This window comes from Devosia sp. CN2-171, from assembly GCF_049354815.1.
GTDB lineage: Bacteria > Pseudomonadota > Alphaproteobacteria > Rhizobiales > Devosiaceae > Devosia_A.
Window position 1 is genome coordinate 1,131,965 of sequence record NZ_CP186479.1, and the last position, 21,605, is coordinate 1,153,569.

The window sequence follows — 21,605 nt, forward strand, 5'->3', positions numbered from 1 at the left end:
CGCCCGGTCGCGGATGGATATTGCCCGCTGAAACAGGAGGCATGCATGGCGCAGGTTGTACTGAGCTTTTCGATGTCGCTGGACGGGTTCGTTGCCGGCCCGGATATCAGCATGGAAAACGCCATGGGCGTCGGCGGCGACCGGCTGCACGAGTGGATGTTCCCCCCGGCTCCCGACGCGGTCAGGCCGGAGGACGGGGCCATGATCGACAAGCTCATGAAGTCCGTCGGCGCCGTCGTATTGGGCCGCCGCACCTACGATCTCGGGCTCCAGCACTGGAACGATACCCCCTTCCCCGCGCCGTCCTTCGTCCTCACGCACCGGCCCGAACCGGAGCAGCAGATGAAAAGCGCCAGCTTTCAGTTCGTCACCCAAGGCATCGAGGCTGCCGTCACGGCGGCAAAGGCCGCTGCCGGCGACAAGGCCGCTGCCGGCGACAAGGCCGTTATCGTGATGGGGGCTGAGACCGGGCAGGAAGTCTTGCGCGCCGGCCTCGCCGACGCCCTCCACATCCAGGTGGTGAGCGTCCTCTTGGGCGACGGCACGCGCCTGTTCGACCAGATCGGTGACCATCACATCGAACTGCGGCGCACCCGCGCCGTCGCCGCGTCACCTGATGTGACGCATCTTGAATTCGACGTAGTGCACTAATCGAGAAAGAGAAAGAGCAAATGACCGATCGTTCCATTGCCCATGGCAGCTTCACTGTCGAGCGGACCTACAAGCATTCACCCTCCAAGGTCTTTTCGGCTTGGGCCAACCCCGAGTTCAAGCGCCAGTGGTTCGGCTCGCCGAGCCCCGACAAGCCCAAAGATGAATTCGACTTCCGCGTCGGCGGCCGCGAGTACAACGAGAGCGACATGGAGGGGAAGTTCTACACCTTCGACGTGCTCTACCGCGACATCGTGCCGGATAATCGCATCATCTACACCTACGAGATGACGATGGACGGCAAGCGCATCTCGGTCTCCCTCGCCACGATCGAACTCTTCCCCGATGGCAGCGGCACGCGCATGGTGATCAAGGAAGACGGCGCCTTCCTCGATGGCCTCGACACCTACCAGCAGCGCGAAGCCGGCACCAACTACCTCGTCGACCTGATGGGCAAGTGGCTGGACGAGAACGCGTAAACGCGCGCCTGGGTATCTGGGCTGGTGCTGGATTGTCAGGCCCGCCGCCCAGCCCAACCACCGGCGTCATTCCGGCGAAGGCCGGAATCCATCCTGAGATATTGCAGCCCGCTGGGAGGCAGCGAGACCTCATGATGGACCCCGGCCTGCGTCGGGTGACTCCGTGGGTGTGGCCTGACTGCAGGCAAACACCACGGCTCGCCAGAACCGCGCCCCCTACTCCGCCGCCTTAAGCCGTGCCCGCACCTTGTGCCTGCCCACCGGCACGATCATCGGAGTGTGCGACACCGGGTCGGGCGTTACCTCTGCATCCATGCCGAATACCGTCTTCACCAGTTCGGCCGTCACCACCTCTCCCGGCGCGCCGACGGCGGCAATCTTGCCGTCGCGCATTGCGACGATGTGGTCGGCATAGCGGCAGGCGAGGTTGAGGTCGTGCAGTACCGCAACCACGGTGCGACCGCGCTGCTGCACGAGGTCGGTCAACAGGTCCAGCACCTCGACCTGGTGGTTGATATCGAGGAAGGTCGTCGGCTCGTCGAGTAGCAGCAACTCGGTTTCCTGCGCCAGCGCCATGGCGATCCAGACCCGCTGGCGCTGGCCGCCAGACAGCTCATCCACCGCTCGACCCGCAAGGTCGAGCGTATCGGTCACCTGCAGCGCGTTGGCGACGGCCACGTCGTCGGCGGCCACCCACTGCCGGAACCAGCCCTGGTGCGGGTAGCGGCCGCGACCGACCAGATCGGCGACGGTGATGCCATCCGGCGCCACCGGTGTTTGCGGCAGCACGCCGAGAAGCGTCGCCAGCTCGCGCGTCGGCATCTGGTGGATGTTCCGGCCATCGAGCAGCACCGTGCCCGAGCTCGGCGTCAGCAGCCGCGCCAGACCGCGCAGCAGCGTGGACTTGCCGCAGGCATTGGCGCCGACGATCACGGTGAACTGCGCCGCCGGAATTTCGAGGCTCAGGCCATTCACGATGGTGCGTTCGCCATAGCCGAGGGCGAGATCAGTGGCCGAAAGCGTGTGGTTGGCGGACATACTTGCCTCCGATCAGCCGCCGCGGCCCGAACGATGGGCAGCGGCGAGCAGGTAGATGAGGAACACGGCACCCAGCGCCCCGGTGACGACGCCGACCGGCAGCTGGTTGCGGCCGAGCATGTGCTGGGCGATGAAATCGCCACCGATGGTGACGATGCCACCGACAAGGAAGGCCGGCACCAGCGCGTTGCCCGAAGGGCCGAGCAGGCGTCGCGCAATCGGGCCGGCAACGAAGGCGACGAACGAGACCGGGCCTACCGCAGCGGTGGCAAACGCTGCGAGCAGGACCGCCACGATGATCAGTCCGAGACGCGAATACTCGACGCGGGTGCCGAGCGCGGTCGCGGCATCATCGCCCAGTTGCAGGGTCTGTAGCGACCGCGACAGCCACGCCGCCAGCGGCGCCAGCACCACCAGGGCCACGGCAAGCGGCGCGATGGAGTCGAAGGTCGAGCCGTTGAGGCTGCCGGTCAGCCAGGCCAGCGCCTCCTGCACTTCCATGATGCGGGCGCGGGTGAAGAGATACGAAATCACCGCCCCGGCGATGGCAGACATGCCGATCCCGACCAGCACCAGCCGATATGGCGTCACGCCGTTGCGCCACGAGAGCCCATAGATCAGCAGCGCGATCACCACCGCACCGCCGCAGGCGCAGAGGGCGACCGGCACGCCCGACCACTTGAACAAGATGATCGCGGCTACCGCCGCGGCGCTCGCCCCCAGTGTGATGCCGACGATATCGGGGCTGGCGAGCGGGTTGCGCAGCACGGTCTGGAAGATCACGCCCGACAGCCCGAAGGCGCCGCCGGCTAGGAGCCCCGCCAGCACCCGAGGCAGGCGCACACCGAGGACGATGAAGTCGTTGGCCGAGTCCGAGTTCCTGGTGAACGGCGACAGCAGCGAGCGCAGCACGTCCGCGACCGGCAGCGGATAGTCGCCGACCGACATGGTCAGCGCCATCAGCGCCAGCCCGAGGATGATCAGGCCCATCACGACGAGCCCATAGCGCTGCCGCAGGCGCCTTCGCGCCGCGATCACTGCGTTGACGGGGGCGAAACCAGCGCTGCTCATAGCTCGGCCAGCTTCCGGCGCCGGACCAGCGCGATGAAGAACGGCGCCCCCAGTGCGGCGGTGACAATGCCGACCTGCAGCTCACCGGGTGGTACGATGACGCGGCCGACGATATCGGCCCCGATCAGCATGATCGGTGCCAGCACCATCGAATACGGCAGCAGCCAGCGGTAGTTCGGGCCGGTGAAGGCGCGCGCGACATGCGGCATCGTCAGGCCGACGAAGCCGATCGGCCCCGCCGCCGCCGTCGCTGCACCCGCGAGGATCACCGCGGCCAGCCCGACAATGGCGCGCGAGCGCTGCACCTTCAGCCCAAGCCCGCGGGCGATGTCGTCGCCCATAGCGAGGCCATCGAGGATGCGCGAGGTCGCCAACGCCAGCACGATGCCGGCGAGAATGAACGGCGTCACCTGCACCAGGATCTCCGTGGTGCGCCCGGTCAGCGCGCCCACCTGCCAGAAGCGGATCTGGTCCAGCGTCTCCACGTTGGTGATCAGCACACCGCTGGTGACGGAGGTGAGCGCAGCGGTGACCGCGGCTCCGGCCAATGCCAGCTTCACCGGCGTCGCGCCTTCACGGCCGAGCGACGCAATGAGGTAGACCAGCACCGTGGCCAAGCCGGCGCCGAGGAAGGCCAGCCACACGTAATGCGAGAGCTGCGCGATGCCGAAGATCGAGATGCCGAGCACGACGCAGAGCGTCGCTCCGGCATTGATGCCGAGAATGCCGGGATCGGCGAGCGGGTTGCGCGTCGCCCCCTGCAGGATCGCGCCGCTGAGGCCCAGTGCGGCTCCAACCAGCAGCCCGACCAATGTGCGTGGTAAGCGCAGGTCGAGGATGATTTTGTGGGCCGTCTGGTCGGGATCGAAGGCGAAGAAGGCGTTCCAGATGTCGCCGATCGCAATCGGCCGCGCGCCGACCGTGATCGAGAGCACCAGCACACAGCCGAGCAGCAGCGTGAAAAGCACAAGGCCGCCGGCGCGAGCCGACGGCGCAAGTCCCATCGCCGATGTGCCCGCCGCGGCCACGCCTAGTCGCCGACGCTCACGTCGGCCGCGTCGATGGCGGCGGTCAGCTTGTCGAGTTCACGCGCGTAGGCGGCGTAGTTGCGCAGCCAGAAGGCCGGCCAGTCGGTCACCTGCCCTGCCGCAGCGGCCCGCATCGCGGTCCACGTCGCCTGAGCTTTGGCGGTCTCGATAGTGGTCTTCGAGCGGTTGTCCACGAGGATCAGGTCGGGCTGGTACTTGTCGGCCTGCTCCCAGCTCAGCGTCTCCCAGTAGCCGCGATCGTCGGCAATGACCGGATCGATCAGCTTCAAGCCCCACGAAGCGAAGTCCATCAGCTCGGACGAACCGGCGGTGGCCGCAACGTAGAGCGCGTCGGTCCCGGCCCAGACGGCCAGGGCCGATAGGTCGGGCTTGGCCGCGACGGCGGCCTTGAACTTGTCGCGCGCGGCCTCGAAAGCCGCCTTGTCGGTCGCCACCTGCAGCACGGTGAGATCGGCGCCGAGGCTGGCGGCGAGCTTCTCGTAGTCCTCGATCAGGGTGACGATCGAAGCGCCCTGGATCGGGCCGGTGATCGGAGCCAGCGGCCTAAGCGCAGCGTCGACATCGGCTCCACCGCTCCAGGTCTTGTCGAGCGGCCACCATTCGGCAACGATCAAATCGGGCTTCAGCGCCGCGGCTTTCTCGACGCTGACTTCGCCCCAGGCCTCACCGATGATTTCGATGCCAGTGAGGTCGAGCCCTTCGAGTGCTTTGGCGTCGGCGATGGCGCTGTCGGCATAAATGCCGACCGGGCGGATGCCGAGCGGGATTAGGCCGGCCGCGGCGTCCTGGCTGGCTATGATGCGCGCCGGCACGTGGTCGAGCGTCACGGTCGCGCCCCAGCCGTCGGTATAGGTCCATTCCGCGGCGAAAGCGGTGGCGGGCAGTGCCAGCGAGAACGCGGCAAACGCGAGGGCTTTGAGCGACATGGAAACGACCCCGAATAATGTTGATACTTGCGGTCACGTATCTAAGGCGTATGCTGACGAGTCAAGTCATGTTTCCGGGTCATGCGGCCTTCAAGAAAAGCTGCTAGAAACGCTACACCCAACGGAGACGGAAGCGAGCTTGAACGAGCTGCCGCACGCCATCGCCGAGACGTGGTCCGCTTTCGACCTGGACGTCGAGGCGCTTTGGGCGTTGGAGCTACGGGCGCAGTCCTTTCCGATGGCCAGGCTGGCCTGGCATCTCGACCTGCCGCTCTGGTCCTACGAGGGGCAACAGTTCGCGCTCACGCCGCGCCAGGTGCTGCGCTCGCCCTACCGCTATGCCGCCGAGTATCACCGCATCCGCGCGGCCAACCTGCTGTTCCCGATAGAGATCGCCCGACACAAGGGCCGCTGGCTCATCCTCGATGGCGTGCGACGCCTGACGCGCGCCCACGAGGACGGGCTCGAAGAGGTCATGGTCCGCAAGGTCCCGCCGGCGAAGCTGCGCCAGCTCAACCTGCGCTAGCTGGCGATGCGATGCGGGGTGAACGTTCCGCTGCCGCCGCTGTCGTAGACACTCGACCAGACCACCCAGTACTTGCCGTGTTCGTCCGGAACGAGCACTTCGGCCTCGCGCCCGGTATGCGCCTGGAAGCGGGCCAGGGACCGCGCCTCGAGCGCGGCGTTTTCGCGCGAGCCGTAGGGTCCGTGGGCCTTGCCCTCGAAATCAACCCACCAGCTGTCGCGACTGCGAATGACGAGATAGAGCGCCTTTGCCACGGCGTCTCCTTATGTACGAGCCCCCGGGATGCCGCCGAATCCGCCAATCCGGCTTGCCCCCACTGGGCAATATTTGCACCCCCGGCAAATCAAAATCGAGTCCGGCGCGCGCATGGCTGCTCGGTACGATAACGCTCACAAAACGGCCGCGGCTCAGACCGGGCGGCGGTACTGGTAGATGCCGACGTCGATCGAGCCCTCGGCGAAGCCCGCCTCGCAATAGCAGAGGTAGTAGACCCACTTGCGCCGGAAGTCCTCGGTATAGCCGAGCTTCTTGATCTCGTTCCAGCGCTCGAGGAAGCGCTCGCGCCACAGCTGCAGCGTCTTGGCGTAACTCAGGCGGAAGGTCTCGACGTTCTCGAGGATCAGCCCAACCTTGTCGCCCTGCTCCTTCATCGCCGTCTTGGTCAGCAGCATGCCGCCCGGGAAGATGAAGCGCTGGATGAAATCCGGCCGCGCCCGGTAATCGAGGAAGTCCTGCTCGCCGATAGTGATCGCCTGGATCGCCGCGGTTCCGCCCGGCTTCAGCCGGTCGTGAACCGTCTTGAAGTAGCTCGGCCAGTGCTCCTCCCCCACCGCCTCGATCATCTCGATTGAAGCGATGTGGTCGAACTGGCCCTGCGTATCGCGGTAATCCTCGAAATGCATCCTTGCCAGCTTGTCGAGGCCCTGCCGCTCCATCCGCTCATTGGCAAACTTGAGCTGCTCTGCCGACAGCGTGATACCCCGCACCTCGGCGCCGAAATCCTTGGCGGCCGTCTCGGCGAAACCGCCCCAGCCGCAGCCGATCTCCAGCACCCTGCTACCCGCCGTGACACCAGCCATCTCCGCCACCTTGCGGTACTTGGCGTGCTGCGCCTCGGTCAGCGTCTGGTCCTCGGACGTGTAGTAGGCCGAGGAATAGGTCATCGAGGGGTCGAGCCACTCGGAATAGAAGTCGTTGCCGAGGTCGTAGTGCTCGGAAATGTTCTTCTTGGACCCTTCCTTCGAGTTGTGGCGGCTCAGGTGATAGGTGATGTCCTGGGCGGCGCGGCCGTACCAGGAGTTCTCGCCGCTATCGAGCACGTCACGGTTCTGCAGGAAGTAACGGAACAGAGCCGTCAGATCCTCGATCTCGACATCGCCATCGATATAGGCCTGCGCGAAGCCCACGGTGCCACGCTGCAGCGTCTGCCGCAGCACCTTGAAGTTGTGGAGCACTAGGCTGGCATGCACCCCGGTCGACGGATCGCCGAAGGTCCTGGTCTTGCCGTTGGGGAAGGTGATGGTGACTGCGCCGTGCCTGGGTCGCCCGATCAGCCGCTTGCCGAGCCAGGCGGCAATGCCCGACAGCAGGTGAGTCCACGGCGTGGGCGTACTCGCCCTCGTATCAACCGCAAGCTTATCCATGACGCAACAATCCAGACAAATCCGGCACCAAAAGAGGGCCCAGGGTCGGGGCAGCACAAATGCCGGAAAGCCAGCCACGGCGCCCGAAGAAACAGCACTCTAGCCGTCATAAATGGAGATGCAAGTAGGAGTTTCAACCCGTTGCGGAGTGTTGCCGGATCTCGCTAACCCTTCGGAACCGCTGCATCATTGAGGCGCAGCTGCACCTCTTCCCGGCCCTGCCAGTGGTCGATGCTGAGCGTGCCGGCAAGGTGGAGCGCGGTGTCGTTTCCTGCCCCCAGCAGCGTCTCGCCGAGCGCGGTCGTCGCAGCCCGGAAGGCGATCGCCTTGAGTCGTGCTCCATCTCCCGAGATCAGCGTGAACCTCACATGCCCGGCCCCGCCCACGACCTCGGCGAACTTTGCCTTGTGCGCCGGAAAGGCAAAGACCGGCTGCGGATTGCCCGAGCCGAAAGGGCCGGCCCGCTCGATCTCGTGCACGAACTCGGGCGTCGCCCCGCGCGCCGTCATTGCCGCATCGATCTCGAGTGCCGTCGCCGCCCGTGCCGTGCCGACGCTGGCGCCTAGCCGCTCGATCACGTGGGCACGGAAGGGGCCGAGCTGACCCGGCCGCAACGTCACGCCCGCCGCCATGGCATGCCCGCCGCCCTTGGCCGCAAGCCCCAGTTCCACCGCCTCTATCACCGCCGTGCCGAGGTCGACGCCTGGCATAGAGCGGCCCGAGCCCGTGCCAGTGCCATCGGGGTTCAGTGCAATGGCGAAGGTCGGGCGCTCGAAGCGTTCGCGCACCCGCGCCGCCACCAGCCCGACCACACCCGCGTGCCAGTTGGCCGAGGCCAGCACCAGCACCGGCGGCCCCTCCCCCCCACCGATCTCGGCCTCGGCCGCGCGCACCGCTTCCTCCACCGCCTCGACTTCGATGCGCTGGCGCTCGGTGTTCAGCTCATTGAGCTGGGCGGCGATGATCAGTGCCTGCTGCTCATCGTCGAGCGTCAGGAGCCGCGTCCCCAGCGCCGCGTCGCCGATACGGCCGCCGGCATTGATGCGCGGCCCGATCAGGTAGCCGAGATGGTACGGATTGAGTGGCCCGTTCAGTCGCGCCGCCAGCGCCAAGGCGCCGATGCCCCGGTTCGATCCGGTCCGCGCCACTTCCAGCCCGCGCGCCACGAAGGCCCGGTTCAAGCCCTTGAGCGGCACGACATCGCAGACCGTCGCTAGCGCTACGAGGTCGATCATGCTCATCAGGTCCGGCAACCCGGTGTCGCCGCGCTGGCGCAGCACGCGATTGGTCGCGACCAGCACCATGAAGGTGACGCCTGCGGCACAGAGATAGCCGAGCCCCGAGATATCGTCGGGCCGGTTCGGATTGACCAGCGCGGTGGCCGGCGGCAATTCCGCGTCCGACAGGTGGTGGTCGATCACCAGCACGTCGAGCCCGCGCTCCCGGGCATGGGCGATCGGCCCATCGCTGGTGGTGCCGCAATCGAGCGTGATCAGTAGGCTCGCCCCGCCATCCACCAACTTGTCGATGGCAGTCGTATTGGGGCCGTAACCCTCGAAGATGCGGTCAGGAATGTGCACCTGCGGCGCCAGCCCGAAATGCTGCAGGTAGCGCGCCATCAACGCGCAGGAGCAGGCGCCATCCACGTCGTAGTCGCCGAACAGCGCTACCGGCTCGGCGTCGGTGATTGCCTGTGCCAGGCGCTCGGCCAGCGCATCCATGCCCGCGAGTGTCGACGGATCGGGCATCAGCTCGCGCACCGTCGGCTGCAGGTAGCGCTCGGCCGCGTCCACATCGACGCCGCGCCCCGCCACGATGCGCGCCAGGATCTCGGAGAGGTCGGTGCGCTGCCCGATGGCAGTCGCCGTCCGCACGCCGGCCGCGTCCAGCCGATCGACCCATGGGCGACCGAGCACGGACCTGCTGACATCGAGGAAATTGGCGCGCGGCTCGTCCATCGCAGCCGAAGTAAGCAGATTGGCGGCGCGCGTCGAGGGTCAGCGCCCAGTTTTCCTCGCCTCGCGGCAAAATCGGACACGCGGGGGTTGCGAACACTAAAACTCGGCCCCGCCGGTCCCCATATGTTGCGCAACATTCACCAAGGGGACCACTATGTTCGCTTCGAAGGGCTTTCGACTTTCGGCCCTCCTCGCCACTCTGATCATGGCTTTCTCGCTCGTCGCGGTCGATACGGCCGAGGCCCGGCGCGGCGGCAGCTTCGGCAGCCGCGGCATGTTCACCCAGCGCAGCGTGCCGTCCACGCAGGTTTCGCCGAAGCCGACAGCTCCGGTTCAGAACACGATGACGAACGGCACTACGCAGCGCGGCACCGCCGCGACGGCGACACCGGCTCGCCCGAGCCTGTTCGGCGGCATCGGCGGCGCGATCCTCGGCGGCTTCCTGTTCTCCGGCCTCTTCGGCATGCTGTTCGGCTTCGGCTTTGGCGGCTTCGGCGGCTTGCTCGCCCTGCTGTTCCAGGTCGTGATCATCGGCCTTATCATCAGCTTCTTCATGCGCCGCCGTCAGCCGGCCATGGCCGGCGGGCCCTCGCCCAACCAGTTCCGTTATGAGGCTCCCAATGCGGGCCAAAACTCCGCCGGGCGCGCCGCTGGTTCGGCCGGACCGCGCTCCAGCGCCTCCCAGCGCGCCGGCAATCGTGACAGGATTGGCGTGACCGACGCCGACCTCGGCACGTTCCAGCAGCGCCTCGCCGAATTGCAGGACGCCTACTCGCGCGAGGACTACGCAGCCCTCCGCGTCATCTCGACGCCCGAAGTGATGGGCTACCTCGCCGAGGAACTTGGCGAGAACGCCAGCAAGGGGCTCCGCAACGAGGTCTATGACGTGAAGCTGCTCGACGGCGACGTCGCCGAGGCCTGGCGCGAAGGCGCCACCGACTACGCCACGGTCGCCATGCGCTACGAGTCGCGCGACATCACGCGCAACCGCAGCACCGGCGAAATCGTCGCCGGCGACGACCGGGTTACAGAGACGACGGAGATCTGGACGTTCATGCGCCAGAACCGGGGTCAGTGGCTGGTCAGCGCGATCCAGGAGGCGTAACCGCCGGACTACCGGAAACACAAAGGGCCGCCTGATGGGCGGCCCTCTTTCATTGTCGCTCCCACACCCACCGGCTGTCATCCCAGCGAAGGCTGGGATCCAACTCGCAGCTGGCACTTGCGGTGACATGGATCCCTGCCTGCGCAGGGATGACACCGAGTAGAGTTGCAGCCCCGCTCACTCACCACCACCGCATGCGGACGTGGCGGGCGCCGGGCACCCTACCGATGATGCTCCGCCGTGATCCAGCGTACCGTCTGGCTCCACGAGCGCATCACCACGGTGTTGGTCCGTACCGAACTCTGCCGGTAGCGGACGCCGGTCAACAGGCTGCCATCGGTCACGCCGGTCGCAGCGAACAGCACGTCGCCCGAAGCGAGTTCGTCGGCGCGGTACTTCTTGTTCGGCTGGGTGACGCCCATCTTCAGCGCCCGGGCCCGCTTGTCCTCGGTATCGAGGATCAGCCGGCCCTGCATCTGCCCGCCGATGCAGCGGAGCGCCGCCGCGGCCAGCACGCCCTCGGGAGCGCCACCCGAACCGAGATAGATGTCGATGCCGGTGTCTTCCGTGTTCACCGCATGGATAATGCCGGCGATGTCGCCATCCGAGATCAGCTTGATGGCGACGCCGGCCGAGCGCAGGTCGTCGATCAGGCCGGCATGGCGCGGCCGATCCAGCACGCAGGCGGTGATCTCGCTCACCGGCACGCCCTTGGCCTTGGCGAGCGCGGTGACATTGTCCTTGGCCGACTGGTCGAGATCGACGATGCCGTCGGCATAGCCCGCCCCAACCGCGATTTTGTGCATATAGACGTCAGGCGCGTTCAGCAGCCCGCCGCGCTCGGCCATGGCCAGCACGCAGATCGAGTCCGGCTGGTTTTTGGCGCAGAGGGTCGTTCCCTCGAGCGGATCGACGGCGATATCGACTTCCGGGCCGTCGCCGGCGCCGACTTCCTCGCCGATCCAGAGCATCGGCGCTTCGTCGCGTTCGCCCTCGCCGATGACGATGCGGCCGTGGATATGGACGTTGCCCATCTCGCCGCGCATGGCCTCGACGGCGGCGGCATCGGCCGCCTTCTCGTTGCCCTTGCCGCGCCACTGGGCGGCGGCGAGCGCCGCAGCCTCGGTGACGCGCACCAGTTCAAGGGTGAGCGAACGATCAATCGCCGCCTGCCGGTCGGGATCGGACTTGCTGAGCTTCATATGCACTCCCTGCCCCGCCGCAGGGGCGCTAGAGACACTTTTCGCGGCGCCTCTCCTGGCGGCTGAAGCCCAGGAGTACGCCTACAACTGCTCGATCCGGATCATCTGCGGATCGCCGACGATGAAGCCGTCGCCCTTGATCGCGCTGAGCGCGTCACGAACGGTCTGCTCCATGGTGGAGTGCGTTAGCAGCACCACCGTACGGGAGTCGGTTCCCGTCACGCCCGGCTCGCTAACACGCAAATCCGGACGCTGGATGACACTCTCGAGCGAGATGCCCGCCGCACCCATGCGAGTAGCAATAGCGGCAAACGCACCGGGCACATCCCTGACATTTAGTCGGATGTAATAGCCGCCCTCATGCTCGCGGATCGGCGCCCGGCGATAGGGCGTGAGTTCGGCGCTCGGCACCCCCAGCGGCGGCACCTTGGTGCCGCGGGCGATGTCGAGAATATCGGAGAGCACCGACGACGCCGTCGGCGGGCCACCGGCGCCGGGGCCGGCGAGCAACAGCTCGTGCACGTGGTCGGTCTCGAGCGCCACCGCGTTCAGCACGCCATCGACACCAGCGACTGCCGAGGTCTTGGGCACCAGCGTCGGGTGCACGCGCTGGTCGATGCCGTCGGCTGAGCGCTGTGCGATGCCGAGCAGCTTGATCTTGTAGCCGAGGTCGCCGGCCACCTTGATATCGGCCTGGCTGATCGAGGTGATGCCCTCGACGAAAATCTCGTCCGGTGCGATCTCGCAGCCGAAGCAGAGCGAGGCGAGGATGGCGAGCTTATGCGCGGTATCGAAGCCGTCGACATCGAAACTCGGATCGGCCTCGGCGTAACCGAGCTTCTGCGCGTCGGCGAGGCATTCGGCAAAGCCGATCCCCTCATTGCCCATTCGGGTCAGGATGTAGTTGCAGGTGCCGTTCATGATCCCATAGACGCGGGCGATCCGGGCGGAACCGAGCCCCTCGCGCAGCGTCTTGATCACGGGAATGCCGCCGGCCACCGCCGCTTCGAAACCGAGCTGGGCACCCGACTCTTCCGCGATCTTGGCAAGGTTCACGCCATGCCGCGCCAGCAGCGCCTTGTTCGCGGTAACCACCGGACGGCCGATCTCCAGCGCCGCGCGTACCGCGGCCAGCGCCGGGCCGTCCTCGCCGCCGATCAGTTCGACGAAAAGATCGATCCCGTCGGACTTGGCGAGCGCGACAGGATCATCGAACCATTCGAGCTCGGTCGTATCGATCCCGCGATCCCGGCTGCGCGAACGGGCGCACACCGCGGTCACGGTGATCTTGCGCCCCAGTTTTCGGGTCAGCTCCTGCCCGTCCTTCTGGATGATGCGCACCAGCGTAGCGCCGACATTGCCGAGACCAGCAACGCCAATGCGCAGCGGCGCTTCGAGCGCGGCGTCGGCATGCTCCTGCATCATCTTCAGAATGCGGGTGCGCGTGTCCGAGCGCGGCTCCCTGCCCTCGCGCAGGTCGAAAACGAACAGCGGATCGCCGGCAATGGTCCGGCCGAAGCGTGTCGGCGTCCAGCCGCGCGCGGCGATAAAGGTTTCGACAGACTGGCGGAACGACTGGATATCGGACATAAAATAGCTCTCGGACGTGTCCGAGAGCTATGGATAGGAAAGACCCTATCCGTCAATAGGATTAGCGGCCGATTCCTACTTCTTCGCGTTCCGCACGGCCTCGGCGATGAGCTTGAGATAGTCGGGCATGGCCCACCTGATCGACAGTGCGCTGGACGAGATCACCGCCATGTTGGCGATACGGTCGTCCATCCGGACATAGGCACCCTTCCTGATCTGCGGAATCGCGGCGATGAACGGCTTGGCATAGAACTCGTCGGCCGCCGTCCTGTTGCTAAAGAAGGGAATAAGCACGTCGGCCGGGATCTGGTCGGCGTTCTCATAGCTGAGCGGATACCAGAAGCCTTCGTTCGGCCCTGCTGCGCCAGGCTTGGGCGGGATCGTCAGACCGGCCAGCGCGAGCATCTTGGCGCGCGCATCGTCGGCGGAATGGATGGCGAGCGCATCGTTGTAGTCGAGCAGTGTCACCGCGCTGGCGTCGGCAAGCTCGGGATACTTGGCCGCCTCGTCCCTGACGAACTGCTCCAGTTCAGCGACGAGCACCTTGGCTTCGTCCGGCTTGCCCAGTGCCTCGCCGGTCACGGTGATCACTTCCTGCCACGATGCGGTCCACGGTGTCGTCGGGAAGGCGACGACCGGTGCAATCTGGTTCAGGAGCTTGTACTCGTCCGCCGAGACGCCGGAATAGACCGCAAGGATCAGGTCGGGCTTGAGCGCTGCAATCTTCTCGATCGGGGCGCCCGATGTATCGTCGAACGCCACCGGCGTCTCGGCTCCCGCCTCCGCGATCGCCTGCTCCACCCACGGCACCAAATCCTTGTCGTAGCCCTCCGAGCGGAAGCTCGGAACTCCAACGGGAACGGTGCCAAGCGCTATTGCGGCATCGGTGGAAGACCACCCCAGCGTTACAACCCTCTTCGGCTCCGCCGGAATCGTGGTCTCACCCAGTCCATGCTTGATGGTGACGGGAAAGGCCTGGGCAAAAGCAGGCGTGACGAGGGCGAAGGCGGCAAGTGCCACCACGGTTCGGAGGATCGTCTTCATGATCATTTCCTGGCGTTGCGGGCGGCAGCGGCAATGACTTCGGCATAGTGTGGATAACCCCAGCGGAGGCTCAGGGCACTTGGCGGCGAGACGGCCGCGACGTACTCGACCCCGACCAGTGAGGCGAAGGCGCCATTCTTGTACTGTGGCTGGCTCTGCACATAGGGCTTGGCAAAGAACTCGTCCGAAGCCTCCTGCGTCTCGTAGTAGGTGATGAGGATGTCGCTCGTCAGCTGGTCGAACAGCTCGTAGCTCAGAGGATAGTAAAACGAGCCATCCTTGGGCGAGAGCTCAGTGACATCAGGTGCCAGCACCAGCCCCGCGTTGATCAGAAACTTCATACGCGCGTCCAGCGCGTCATAGACCGCGATCGAGCCGTCGAAGTCGTTGACCCCGGCAAAGGTGGTGCCGGCGATTTCGGGATACTTCGCCGTCTCGTCGGCGACGAACTTGTGCGTGTCGGCCACCAGCTGGTCAGCCTCCGCCGACTTGCCGACCACCCGCCCGACAATCGTCGTCACGTCCTCCCATGGCGTGCTCCACGCCTGGTCCGGGTAAGCGACCGTCGGCGCGATCTGGCTGAGCCGGGCGTACTCATCGGCTTCGATGCCCGAGAACACCGCAACGATCACGTCCGGCTTCTGTGCGGCGATCTGCTCGAACGGGATCTCCTGCGTGTCGGAAAGCTGTACCGGCGCTTCGGCGCCGAGCTCCTTCAGCTTCTCCTCGACCCAGGGATGCAGCCCGTTCTCCCCTCCCCCGTAGGTTGAGAACGGCATGGCGACCGGCACGACGCCCAGCGCCAGCACGGCATCATGGTTGCCCCAACCCCAGGTGACGATCCGCTCTGGGGCTTTCGCGATCACCGTCTCGCCGAAGGCGTGCCTGATCGTCACAGGGAAAGATTGCGCGGCGACGGGAACGATGGCTGCGAGCAGCAATCCAAAGGCGACGACAAGGCGGCGGAGCATGGCTTTGGCCCTCGATTGAAAACGAAAGCTGATAGCCATTGTCATATTAAAGCGCAAGGGCGAGATGCCCTGTAATGCTCACGTAATGCTGCTCCTGTAGGCGGTCAGCACGCCTGTTGGGCACCAGCCAGCTCTTGTCACAAAAGTGTTTGGTTCAGCCACACGGCCGCCATAATTCCGCGCGTATTCTGCCACAGTTGGCTAGATATCTAACTATTATGACACTAGCTCCCGTTGTTTGGCTCGCTTCGTACCCAAGAAGCGGAAACACATTTGTTCGCACCATTATTTATCACTGCTTTGGCGTGCGCTCGGCCAGCATCTATGATGAGGATATGGGCGAACTCGGGCCCTCGCGCCTGATCGGCCATATCGAGCAGAGCCCCGATGGGACGATCGACTTCGGCGACGAGCCGATACGGTTGATCAAGACCCATCATCCGCCGCAGGACGACCGTCCGGCCATCTACATCGTGCGCGACGGACAGGCGGCGACGATGAGCATGTTCGAGTTCTACGGGAAGCGCATGCCTCTGCCGGTCATCATCGAGGGCCGAAACCTGTTCGGATCGTGGGGCGGACACCTGAGGCGCTGGCGCCCGCTTGAGCGGCAGTCGACGCTGTTCTTGCGCTATGAGGAGGTCCTCGCCGACACGCGGAGCACCGTGGACAGGCTGGCGGAGTTCCTCAACCTCAAGCCAAAGTCCTACGCTGTTCCCTCACGCGAGGACCTGGCCCGCGCGGACGGCAAATGGATCCGGCCCGAGCAAAAGCGTCGTCCGCAACTCTCGGGACCCGACCTCGAGGCGTTCTGGAGAAAGAACGGCGAGCAGATGCTCAACTATGGCTACGCGCGCCTGACCGGCCCCGATGCTCCGGCCGAGTTGAACCCCTAGCCGACGAATGCAAGAGGCCCGGTCAACGACCGGGCCTCTGATTTGCTACTTCGCTGCCGTGATCGGGACCACGTTGCCATGGCTGGGCCGGCCGGCGAGGAACTTCTTGATGTTCCGCGCAGCCTGACGGATGCGCTGCTCGTTTTCGACCAGCGCCAGGCGGACATACTGGTCCCCGTACTCGCCGAAGCCGACACCCGGCGACACGACCACCGCCGTCTCCTGGACCAGGAGTTTGGCAAACTCGAGCGAGCCGAGATGGGCAAACTGGTCCGGAATGGGCGTCCACGCGAACATCGTCGCCTTGGGTGACGCGATGTTCCAACCGGCTCGGGCGAAGCTCTCTACCATCACGTCGCGGCGGTCGCGATAGATGTTGCGCACTTCCTCGATGACCTTGTCGTCGCCGTTGAGCGCGGTCGCCGCCGCCACCTGGATCGGGGTGAACGCGCCGTAGTCGAGGTACGACTTTACGCGCGCCAGTGCCGCGATCAGCCGCTCATTGCCCACGGCGAAGCCAACGCGCCAGCCGGGCATCGAGTACGTCTTGCTCATCGAGGTGAACTCGACGGTGATGTCGATTGCACCCGGCACTTCCAGCACCGACGGGGGTACGTCCTCATCGAAATAGATCTCGGCATAGGCGAGATCGGAGAGGATGAAGATCTCGTGCTCTTTGCAGTACTTCACCACCTCTTTGTAGAAATCCAGCGTCGCCGTGTAGGCGGTCGGATTGGCCGGGTAGTTCAGCACCAGCGCGATCGGCTTGGGGATAGAGTGGCGCACTGCCCTATCGAGCGCGCGCATAAAATCCTCGTTCGGGTCGGCCGGCATAGAGCGCACCACGCCGCCGCTCATGATGAAGCCGAACGAGTGGATCGGATAGGTCGGGTTCGGCACCAGCACCACGTCGCCCGGCGCGGTGATCGCCTGGGCCATGTTGGCGAAGCCTTCCTTGGAGCCCAGCGTCGCGACCACCTGCGTATTCGGGTCGAGCTTCACGCCGAAACGGCGGCCGTAATAGCTCGCCTGCGCCTTGCGGAGGCCGGGGATACCGCGCGAGGTAGAATAGCGGTGGGTGCGCGAGTCCTTCACCGTCTCCTGCAGCTTTTCGACGATCGGCTGCGGCGTCGGCAGATCCGGATTGCCCATGCCGAGATCGATGATGTCGACGCCTTGGGCACGCAGGCGCGCCTTGATCGGGTTGATGTGATCGAAGACGTAGGGCGGCAGGCGGCGGATACGGTGGAAATCGTTCATTGGAACCTCGGTGTGCCCGCGACGCAGTTTCACTGCTGCACGTATCGCCTGTTTGGGGCGTCGATTATCGCGGAATTATGGTTTTGACTCGGTTAAGCGGCCTTTCGTGGCCGCACTGCTCGTTCGGTTCCGCTCTCCCCAGCCGCGCTGCGGCTATCGAGGAGAGCTAGCGAGCGGGGGCGCCAGCACGCGCTGCGGCACCGGCTGCACTGCCGGCGGCTGCGATTTGCGCTGCTACTCCCTGAGTCATTTCCCAACCTAACGTGAGGATTTAGGAGCTTTAGTGGCGGCGACCGGCAAAGGTCAAGTCGCAATGGCAATATGGGCTACTGGGCGGCCGGTTCGAGCGACTTGAGATAGCGGACGATCGCCTCCGCCTGTTCGGGATCGAACTCGAACTCTGGCATCTCGGGATGCGCTGTGACGATACCTTCGACCAGCGCCTCGCTCAGGAACGCAACGTCGTAGCGCAGGTAGAGTTCGCGAAATGGCGGCGCCTGCGCCAGCGGGCTGGTGCCCTCGGCGCCGACGGCGTGGCAATCGGAACAGTACATATCGACCAGGCCCCGGCCCTGCTCAACGTCCTCGGCGCCCGCCGCCAAGGGGGCCAGCACAAAGACCAGTGCCAGCACCCTCGTCACCATTTTTGTCATCTGCCGTTCTCCGTGAGTCGGCATGATGCCACGAATGAGCCTATTGGGCTCCGTCTCTTGCAGGCAGGTAGGCGAGGAACTGGTCCGTGCTCGCCGCCCAGGAGAATTGTTCGGCATAGGCGCGGCAGGCGTCGCGCGAAATGCCCAGGGCGTGCATCGCGGCGGCCGCGAGGTTGTTGTCCAGCGCACCGACCGGCGCGTCGCCGATCACATCGATTGGTCCGGTGACCGGGAAGGCGGCCACGGGCGTGCCGCTCGCCAGTGCCTCGAGCAGCACGAGGCCGAACGTGTCGGTCTTGCTCGGAAACACGAAGGCATCGGCGGAGGCAAAGAGGGTCGCCAGCTCCTCGCCGTGCTTTGGTCCGAGAAACACCACGTCGGGGTGCTCGACTTTCAGCTTCCCGAGGCTCGGCCCTCCCCCGACCACCAGCTTGGTGCCCGGCAGGCTCAGCTCCAGGAAGGCCTCGATGTTCTTTTCGACCGCGACGCGGCCGACATAGAGGAACACCGGCCCCGGATACGGCAACGGCCCGCGCCGCGACGGGTGAAACAGCTCGGTGTCCACGCCCTTCTGCCAGATCACCGCATTGGAAAAACCGCGTTGCTCGAGCAGCGACTTCAGGTGCGGCGTGCCGACGAGGCAGTATTTCCCCGCCCCGTGGAACCAGCGCAGGAACCGATAGCTCCAGCGCAGCGGCACCGGCAGCCGTGCCCGCAGATATTCGGGGAACTGGGTGTGATAGGCGGTCGAAAAGGGGAATTTGTTCTTGCGGCACCAGCGCCGCGCCATGATGCCCAGCGGCCCTTCGGTCGCGATGTGGATCGCATCCGCCCCGGAGGCTTCGATCCGCGCGTAGACCGGCTTCATCAGCGTTCGGCTCAGCCGAATTTCGCCGTAGCCGGGCATCGGGAAGGTCTTGAACTCGTTCGGCGTCAGCAGCTTCACCGCAATGCCGCGCTTCTCCATCTCGCGCGCCACCAGTTCGATGGAGCGTACCACCCCGTTTATCTGCGGGTGCCAGGCGTCGGTAACGATGAGAACGGTCTTGGGCTGCGGCATTGACTGCTCGTTCTGGTGCGCGACCATGGGTAGCGTGTCACATCGGCAAAATCAAAGGGCAGCGCCGGCGTCCCCTCGACCAAGGGGGCGACTTCGCACATCTACTGCCCAACATTTCTACTTGCCGACCGCCTACACCACGTCGATCCAGCGACGCTCGCGGTGCGACTGCAGCGCCGCTTCGATGACCTTCTGCACGGCCAAGCCAGCATCGAGCCCCGGCTCGGGCTGCACGCCCTCGCGGATGGCGTCGACGAACAGGCGGGCACCGACCGGATGGCGGGCGAAGATAGCGAGGAAATCGCCGGGGTCGACGCCGTCGTAGAACTCTGCCGGCACTTCGAGCTCGCGCAGCACCTGCTCGTCGCCCTGGATACCGCGAACGCGGGCGATTGGTGTCGAGGCGAGCGGCACAAAGGTCAGGTCGAGGCTGCCCTCCTCGCCATCGAGATGTACCTCAATGCGCAGCCGCTGGTCACCCTGGTGCTCGAGCGCGCTGACATCGATCACGCCCTGCCCGCCGCCGCGGAAACGCACGGTGAGATGGGCCGCGTCATTGGCCGCGGTGCGGCCGGCGAACGCGCTGCGTTGCATCAGGGTCGGCGCATCGGCCGACACGCTTGCGATGTCGCCGATCAGCCATTGCGCCATGTCGATCATGTGCGACCCGACGTCGCCGAGTAGGCCATTGGCGCGCTCGCCGTCGCGGCGCCATTCGTAGCGGTCGTCGCGCCATGTTCCGGCCGAGTAGGCGAAGCGGGCGCGATAGAGCTTTCCGACGAAGCCATCGTCCACCAGCGTCTTGAGATACTGCACGCAGGGCGGCCAACGCCAAGTGTACATGGTCATGTGCAGGACGCCGGCGGCATCGGCGGCATCGTGCATGGCCTGCGCGTCGGCGGCGGTCAGCGCCAGCGGCTTTTCGCACAGCACGTGCAGCCCTGCCTGGGCTGCAGTGATCGCCATATCGCGGTGCTGGTCGTCGGGCGTCGCGATGATCACGCCGTCGAGCCCGCCCTGCTCCAGCATGTGGCGGTAGTCGGTGAACACCTGCGGGATGCCGTGCTCGGTGGCGAGCGCCGCAGCCCGTTCCCCGTCACGGCCACAGATCGCGGCGATCTCGGCGCCGGGATGCGACTTGAGTGCGGGCAGATACATGAGGGAAGTCCACCAGCTCGTGCCGATGATGCCGATCCGCGTCTTGTCTGCCATCGCCCTGCCTCTTCCCGGGAGGGGGACAATGGCACTTTCCCAAGTCGAACGCCAAGCGCCAAAGCAAAAGGGCCGGATCGCTCCGGCCCTTTCGACAAATCTGAAGTCTCGAAGCTTAGCGCTTGGAGAACTGGAAGGAACGGCGGGCCTTGGCCTTGCCGTACTTCTTACGCTCGACCACGCGGCTGTCACGGGTGAGGAAGCCGCCGGCCTTCAGTACGCCGCGCAGCTCGGGCTCGAAATAGGTGAGCGCCTTGGAGATGCCGTGGCGAACCGCACCGGCCTGCCCCGACAGACCGCCGCCCGAAACGGTGGCGATCACGTCATACTGGTCGACGCGGGCTGCCGCGACGATCGGCTGCTGCAGCACCATCTGGAGCACCGGACGGGCGAAGAAGGCGTTGAACTCCTTGCCGTTGACGGTGATCTTGCCGGCACCCGGCTTGATCCAGACGCGGGCGATAGCGTTCTTGCGCTTGCCGGTGGCGTAAGCGCGGCCTTCCTTGTCCAGCTTCTGGACATGGACGGGAGCGTCGTTGGCGACGGCGGCGACGTTGGCAGTGCCCAGGTCTTCGAGCGAGTTGATGGTCTCGGCCATTACTTGGCCCTCACATTCTTGGAGTTGAACGAGGCGACGTCGAGCTTCACTGGCGACTGGGCCTCATGCGGGTGATTCTCACCGGCATAGATGCGCAGGTTGCCGTACTGCTTGCGGGCGAGCGGGCCGCCCGGCAGCATGCGGCGGACGGCGTTCTCAAGCACGCGCTCGGGGAAGCGACCCTCGAGCAGCTCGCGCTGCGTACGGTCCTTGATCCCGCCGGGATGGCCGGTGTGCCAGAAGAAGCGGCGCTGATCGAGCTTCTTGCCGGTCAGCTTCACCTTGTCGGCATTGATCACGACGACGTTGTCGCCCATGTCCATGTGCGGAGTGAAGGTCGGCAGATGCTTGCCGCGCAGGCGCATCGCAATGATGGAGGCAACGCGACCAACCACCAGGTCTTTCGCGTCGATCAAGACCCACTTCTTGTCGATCTCGCTCGGCTTTACCGAGAAGGTGCTCATTGATGTTTTCCTTTGGGAAAGGCGGACAAGTTGACCCATGCCCGGTTTTCGTGGCGCGGATATACGGGCGAAGCGACAGAACGTCAAGCGAGAAGATTTTAGTGTTGTATATCAATAGCTAAGGAGATTGGTATTATAATACCACATACTAACATATTGATTTTGCTCGATCTCCCTACTCCACAGATGTCATCCCTGCGAAGGCAGGG

The 21,605-nt window shown here is 65.4% G+C and carries 22 protein-coding genes; 5 read left to right on the top strand and 17 right to left on the bottom strand.

The annotated features are described in order from the left end of the window. Positions 1-45: 45 nt before the first annotated feature. Both ACOYW5_RS05725 and ACOYW5_RS05730 read left to right on the top strand, forming a co-directional pair. Entirely contained in the window at positions 46-651 is a 606-nt protein-coding gene (locus ACOYW5_RS05725; RefSeq protein WP_423068289.1) for a dihydrofolate reductase family protein, read from the top strand. A 20-nt stretch (positions 652-671) separates the two neighbouring features. Next, positions 672-1,130 carry an SRPBCC family protein gene (locus ACOYW5_RS05730; protein WP_423068290.1) on the top strand — a complete coding sequence of 153 codons (459 nt, stop codon included), beginning with the start codon at positions 672-674 and terminating at the stop codon, positions 1,128-1,130. A gap of 216 nt (positions 1,131-1,346) precedes the next feature. On the opposite strand, the gene ACOYW5_RS05735 is transcribed toward ACOYW5_RS05730, so the two are convergent. From ACOYW5_RS05735 to ACOYW5_RS05750, 4 genes are read right to left on the bottom strand one after another with little or no spacing between them, the layout of a single operon-like run. After that, the gene (locus ACOYW5_RS05735; RefSeq protein WP_423068291.1) at positions 1,347-2,168 is read right to left on the bottom strand and encodes an ABC transporter ATP-binding protein; all 822 of its coding nucleotides are present in this window, start codon (positions 2,166-2,168) and stop codon (positions 1,347-1,349) included. A 12-nt stretch (positions 2,169-2,180) separates the two neighbouring features. Further along, positions 2,181-3,239, bottom strand: a complete 1,059-nt coding sequence (locus tag ACOYW5_RS05740; protein ID WP_423068292.1) for a FecCD family ABC transporter permease — start codon at positions 3,237-3,239, stop codon at positions 2,181-2,183. After that, positions 3,236-4,243, bottom strand: a complete 1,008-nt coding sequence (locus tag ACOYW5_RS05745) for a FecCD family ABC transporter permease (RefSeq protein WP_423068293.1) — start codon at positions 4,241-4,243, stop codon at positions 3,236-3,238. The genes ACOYW5_RS05740 and ACOYW5_RS05745 overlap by 4 nt, the downstream gene beginning before the upstream one ends. A gap of 26 nt (positions 4,244-4,269) precedes the next feature. Beyond that, complete coding sequence (locus tag ACOYW5_RS05750) at positions 4,270-5,214, bottom strand: ABC transporter substrate-binding protein (RefSeq protein ID WP_423068294.1); 945 nt, start codon at positions 5,212-5,214, stop codon at positions 4,270-4,272. A gap of 139 nt (positions 5,215-5,353) precedes the next feature. Here ACOYW5_RS05750 and ACOYW5_RS05755 point away from each other — a divergent pair, with 139 nt between their 5' ends. Further along, on the top strand, positions 5,354-5,740 hold the full coding sequence (locus ACOYW5_RS05755) for a hypothetical protein (RefSeq protein WP_423068295.1): 387 nt from the start codon (positions 5,354-5,356) through the stop codon (positions 5,738-5,740). Here the strand turns inward: ACOYW5_RS05755 and ACOYW5_RS05760 are convergent. The 3 genes from ACOYW5_RS05760 to recJ all read right to left on the bottom strand — a co-directional run bounded on the left by ACOYW5_RS05760 (position 5,737) and on the right by recJ (position 9,341). Continuing rightward, entirely contained in the window at positions 5,737-5,994 is a 258-nt protein-coding gene (locus ACOYW5_RS05760) for a hypothetical protein (RefSeq protein WP_423068296.1), read from the bottom strand. The two genes, ACOYW5_RS05755 and ACOYW5_RS05760, sit on opposite strands and share 4 nt — an antisense overlap. A 153-nt stretch (positions 5,995-6,147) precedes the next feature. Further along, the gene (locus tag ACOYW5_RS05765; RefSeq protein WP_423068297.1) at positions 6,148-7,383 is read right to left on the bottom strand and encodes a class I SAM-dependent methyltransferase; all 1,236 of its coding nucleotides are present in this window, start codon (positions 7,381-7,383) and stop codon (positions 6,148-6,150) included. A 164-nt stretch (positions 7,384-7,547) separates the two neighbouring features. Then, a complete protein-coding gene (gene recJ, locus ACOYW5_RS05770; protein WP_423068298.1) occupies positions 7,548-9,341 on the bottom strand; it encodes a single-stranded-DNA-specific exonuclease RecJ in 1,794 nt (597 codons plus the stop codon). Between the two features lie 154 nt (positions 9,342-9,495). Here recJ and ACOYW5_RS05775 point away from each other — a divergent pair, with 154 nt between their 5' ends. Next, on the top strand, positions 9,496-10,446 hold the full coding sequence (locus ACOYW5_RS05775) for a Tim44 domain-containing protein (RefSeq protein ID WP_423068299.1): 951 nt from the start codon (positions 9,496-9,498) through the stop codon (positions 10,444-10,446). 221 nt (positions 10,447-10,667) lie between these two features. On the opposite strand, the gene glpX is transcribed toward ACOYW5_RS05775, so the two are convergent. From glpX to ACOYW5_RS05795, 4 genes are all read right to left on the bottom strand, one after another. Next, a complete protein-coding gene (glpX, locus tag ACOYW5_RS05780) occupies positions 10,668-11,648 on the bottom strand; it encodes a class II fructose-bisphosphatase (RefSeq protein ID WP_423068300.1) in 981 nt (326 codons plus the stop codon). Between the two features lie 81 nt (positions 11,649-11,729). Next, positions 11,730-13,070, bottom strand: coding sequence for a homoserine dehydrogenase (locus tag ACOYW5_RS05785; protein ID WP_423069410.1), 1,341 nt, complete (start codon positions 13,068-13,070; stop codon positions 11,730-11,732). 243 nt (positions 13,071-13,313) lie between these two features. Next, positions 13,314-14,282 carry an iron-siderophore ABC transporter substrate-binding protein gene (locus ACOYW5_RS05790; protein WP_423068301.1) on the bottom strand — a complete coding sequence of 323 codons (969 nt, stop codon included), beginning with the start codon at positions 14,280-14,282 and terminating at the stop codon, positions 13,314-13,316. Positions 14,283-14,284: 2 nt separating this feature from the next. After that, positions 14,285-15,253 carry an iron-siderophore ABC transporter substrate-binding protein gene (locus ACOYW5_RS05795; RefSeq protein ID WP_423068302.1) on the bottom strand — a complete coding sequence of 323 codons (969 nt, stop codon included), beginning with the start codon at positions 15,251-15,253 and terminating at the stop codon, positions 14,285-14,287. A 218-nt stretch (positions 15,254-15,471) separates the two neighbouring features. On the opposite strand from ACOYW5_RS05795, the gene ACOYW5_RS05800 reads away from it, so the two are divergent. Continuing rightward, positions 15,472-16,149: a sulfotransferase domain-containing protein gene (locus tag ACOYW5_RS05800; RefSeq protein WP_423068303.1), complete on the top strand. Its 678-nt coding sequence runs from the start codon at positions 15,472-15,474 to the stop codon at positions 16,147-16,149. Between the two features lie 45 nt (positions 16,150-16,194). Here the strand turns inward: ACOYW5_RS05800 and ACOYW5_RS05805 are convergent, their stop codons facing one another. The 6 genes from ACOYW5_RS05805 to rplM all read right to left on the bottom strand — a co-directional run bounded on the left by ACOYW5_RS05805 (position 16,195) and on the right by rplM (position 21,396). Beyond that, positions 16,195-17,409 carry an LL-diaminopimelate aminotransferase gene (locus ACOYW5_RS05805; RefSeq protein ID WP_423068304.1) on the bottom strand — a complete coding sequence of 405 codons (1,215 nt, stop codon included), beginning with the start codon at positions 17,407-17,409 and terminating at the stop codon, positions 16,195-16,197. 326 nt (positions 17,410-17,735) lie between these two features. Then, complete coding sequence (locus tag ACOYW5_RS05810; protein ID WP_423068305.1) at positions 17,736-18,062, bottom strand: c-type cytochrome; 327 nt, start codon at positions 18,060-18,062, stop codon at positions 17,736-17,738. Positions 18,063-18,102: 40 nt separating this feature from the next. Beyond that, positions 18,103-19,122 carry a glycosyltransferase family 4 protein gene (locus tag ACOYW5_RS05815; protein WP_423068306.1) on the bottom strand — a complete coding sequence of 340 codons (1,020 nt, stop codon included), beginning with the start codon at positions 19,120-19,122 and terminating at the stop codon, positions 18,103-18,105. 132 nt (positions 19,123-19,254) lie between these two features. Next, the gene (locus ACOYW5_RS05820; protein ID WP_423068307.1) at positions 19,255-20,334 is read right to left on the bottom strand and encodes a Gfo/Idh/MocA family protein; all 1,080 of its coding nucleotides are present in this window, start codon (positions 20,332-20,334) and stop codon (positions 19,255-19,257) included. Between the two features lie 115 nt (positions 20,335-20,449). Continuing rightward, positions 20,450-20,932 carry a 30S ribosomal protein S9 gene (gene rpsI, locus ACOYW5_RS05825; RefSeq protein WP_423068308.1) on the bottom strand — a complete coding sequence of 161 codons (483 nt, stop codon included), beginning with the start codon at positions 20,930-20,932 and terminating at the stop codon, positions 20,450-20,452. Further along, positions 20,932-21,396: a 50S ribosomal protein L13 gene (rplM, locus tag ACOYW5_RS05830; RefSeq protein ID WP_423068309.1), complete on the bottom strand. Its 465-nt coding sequence runs from the start codon at positions 21,394-21,396 to the stop codon at positions 20,932-20,934. The genes rpsI and rplM overlap by 1 nt, the downstream gene beginning before the upstream one ends. Positions 21,397-21,605 lie beyond the last annotated feature (209 nt).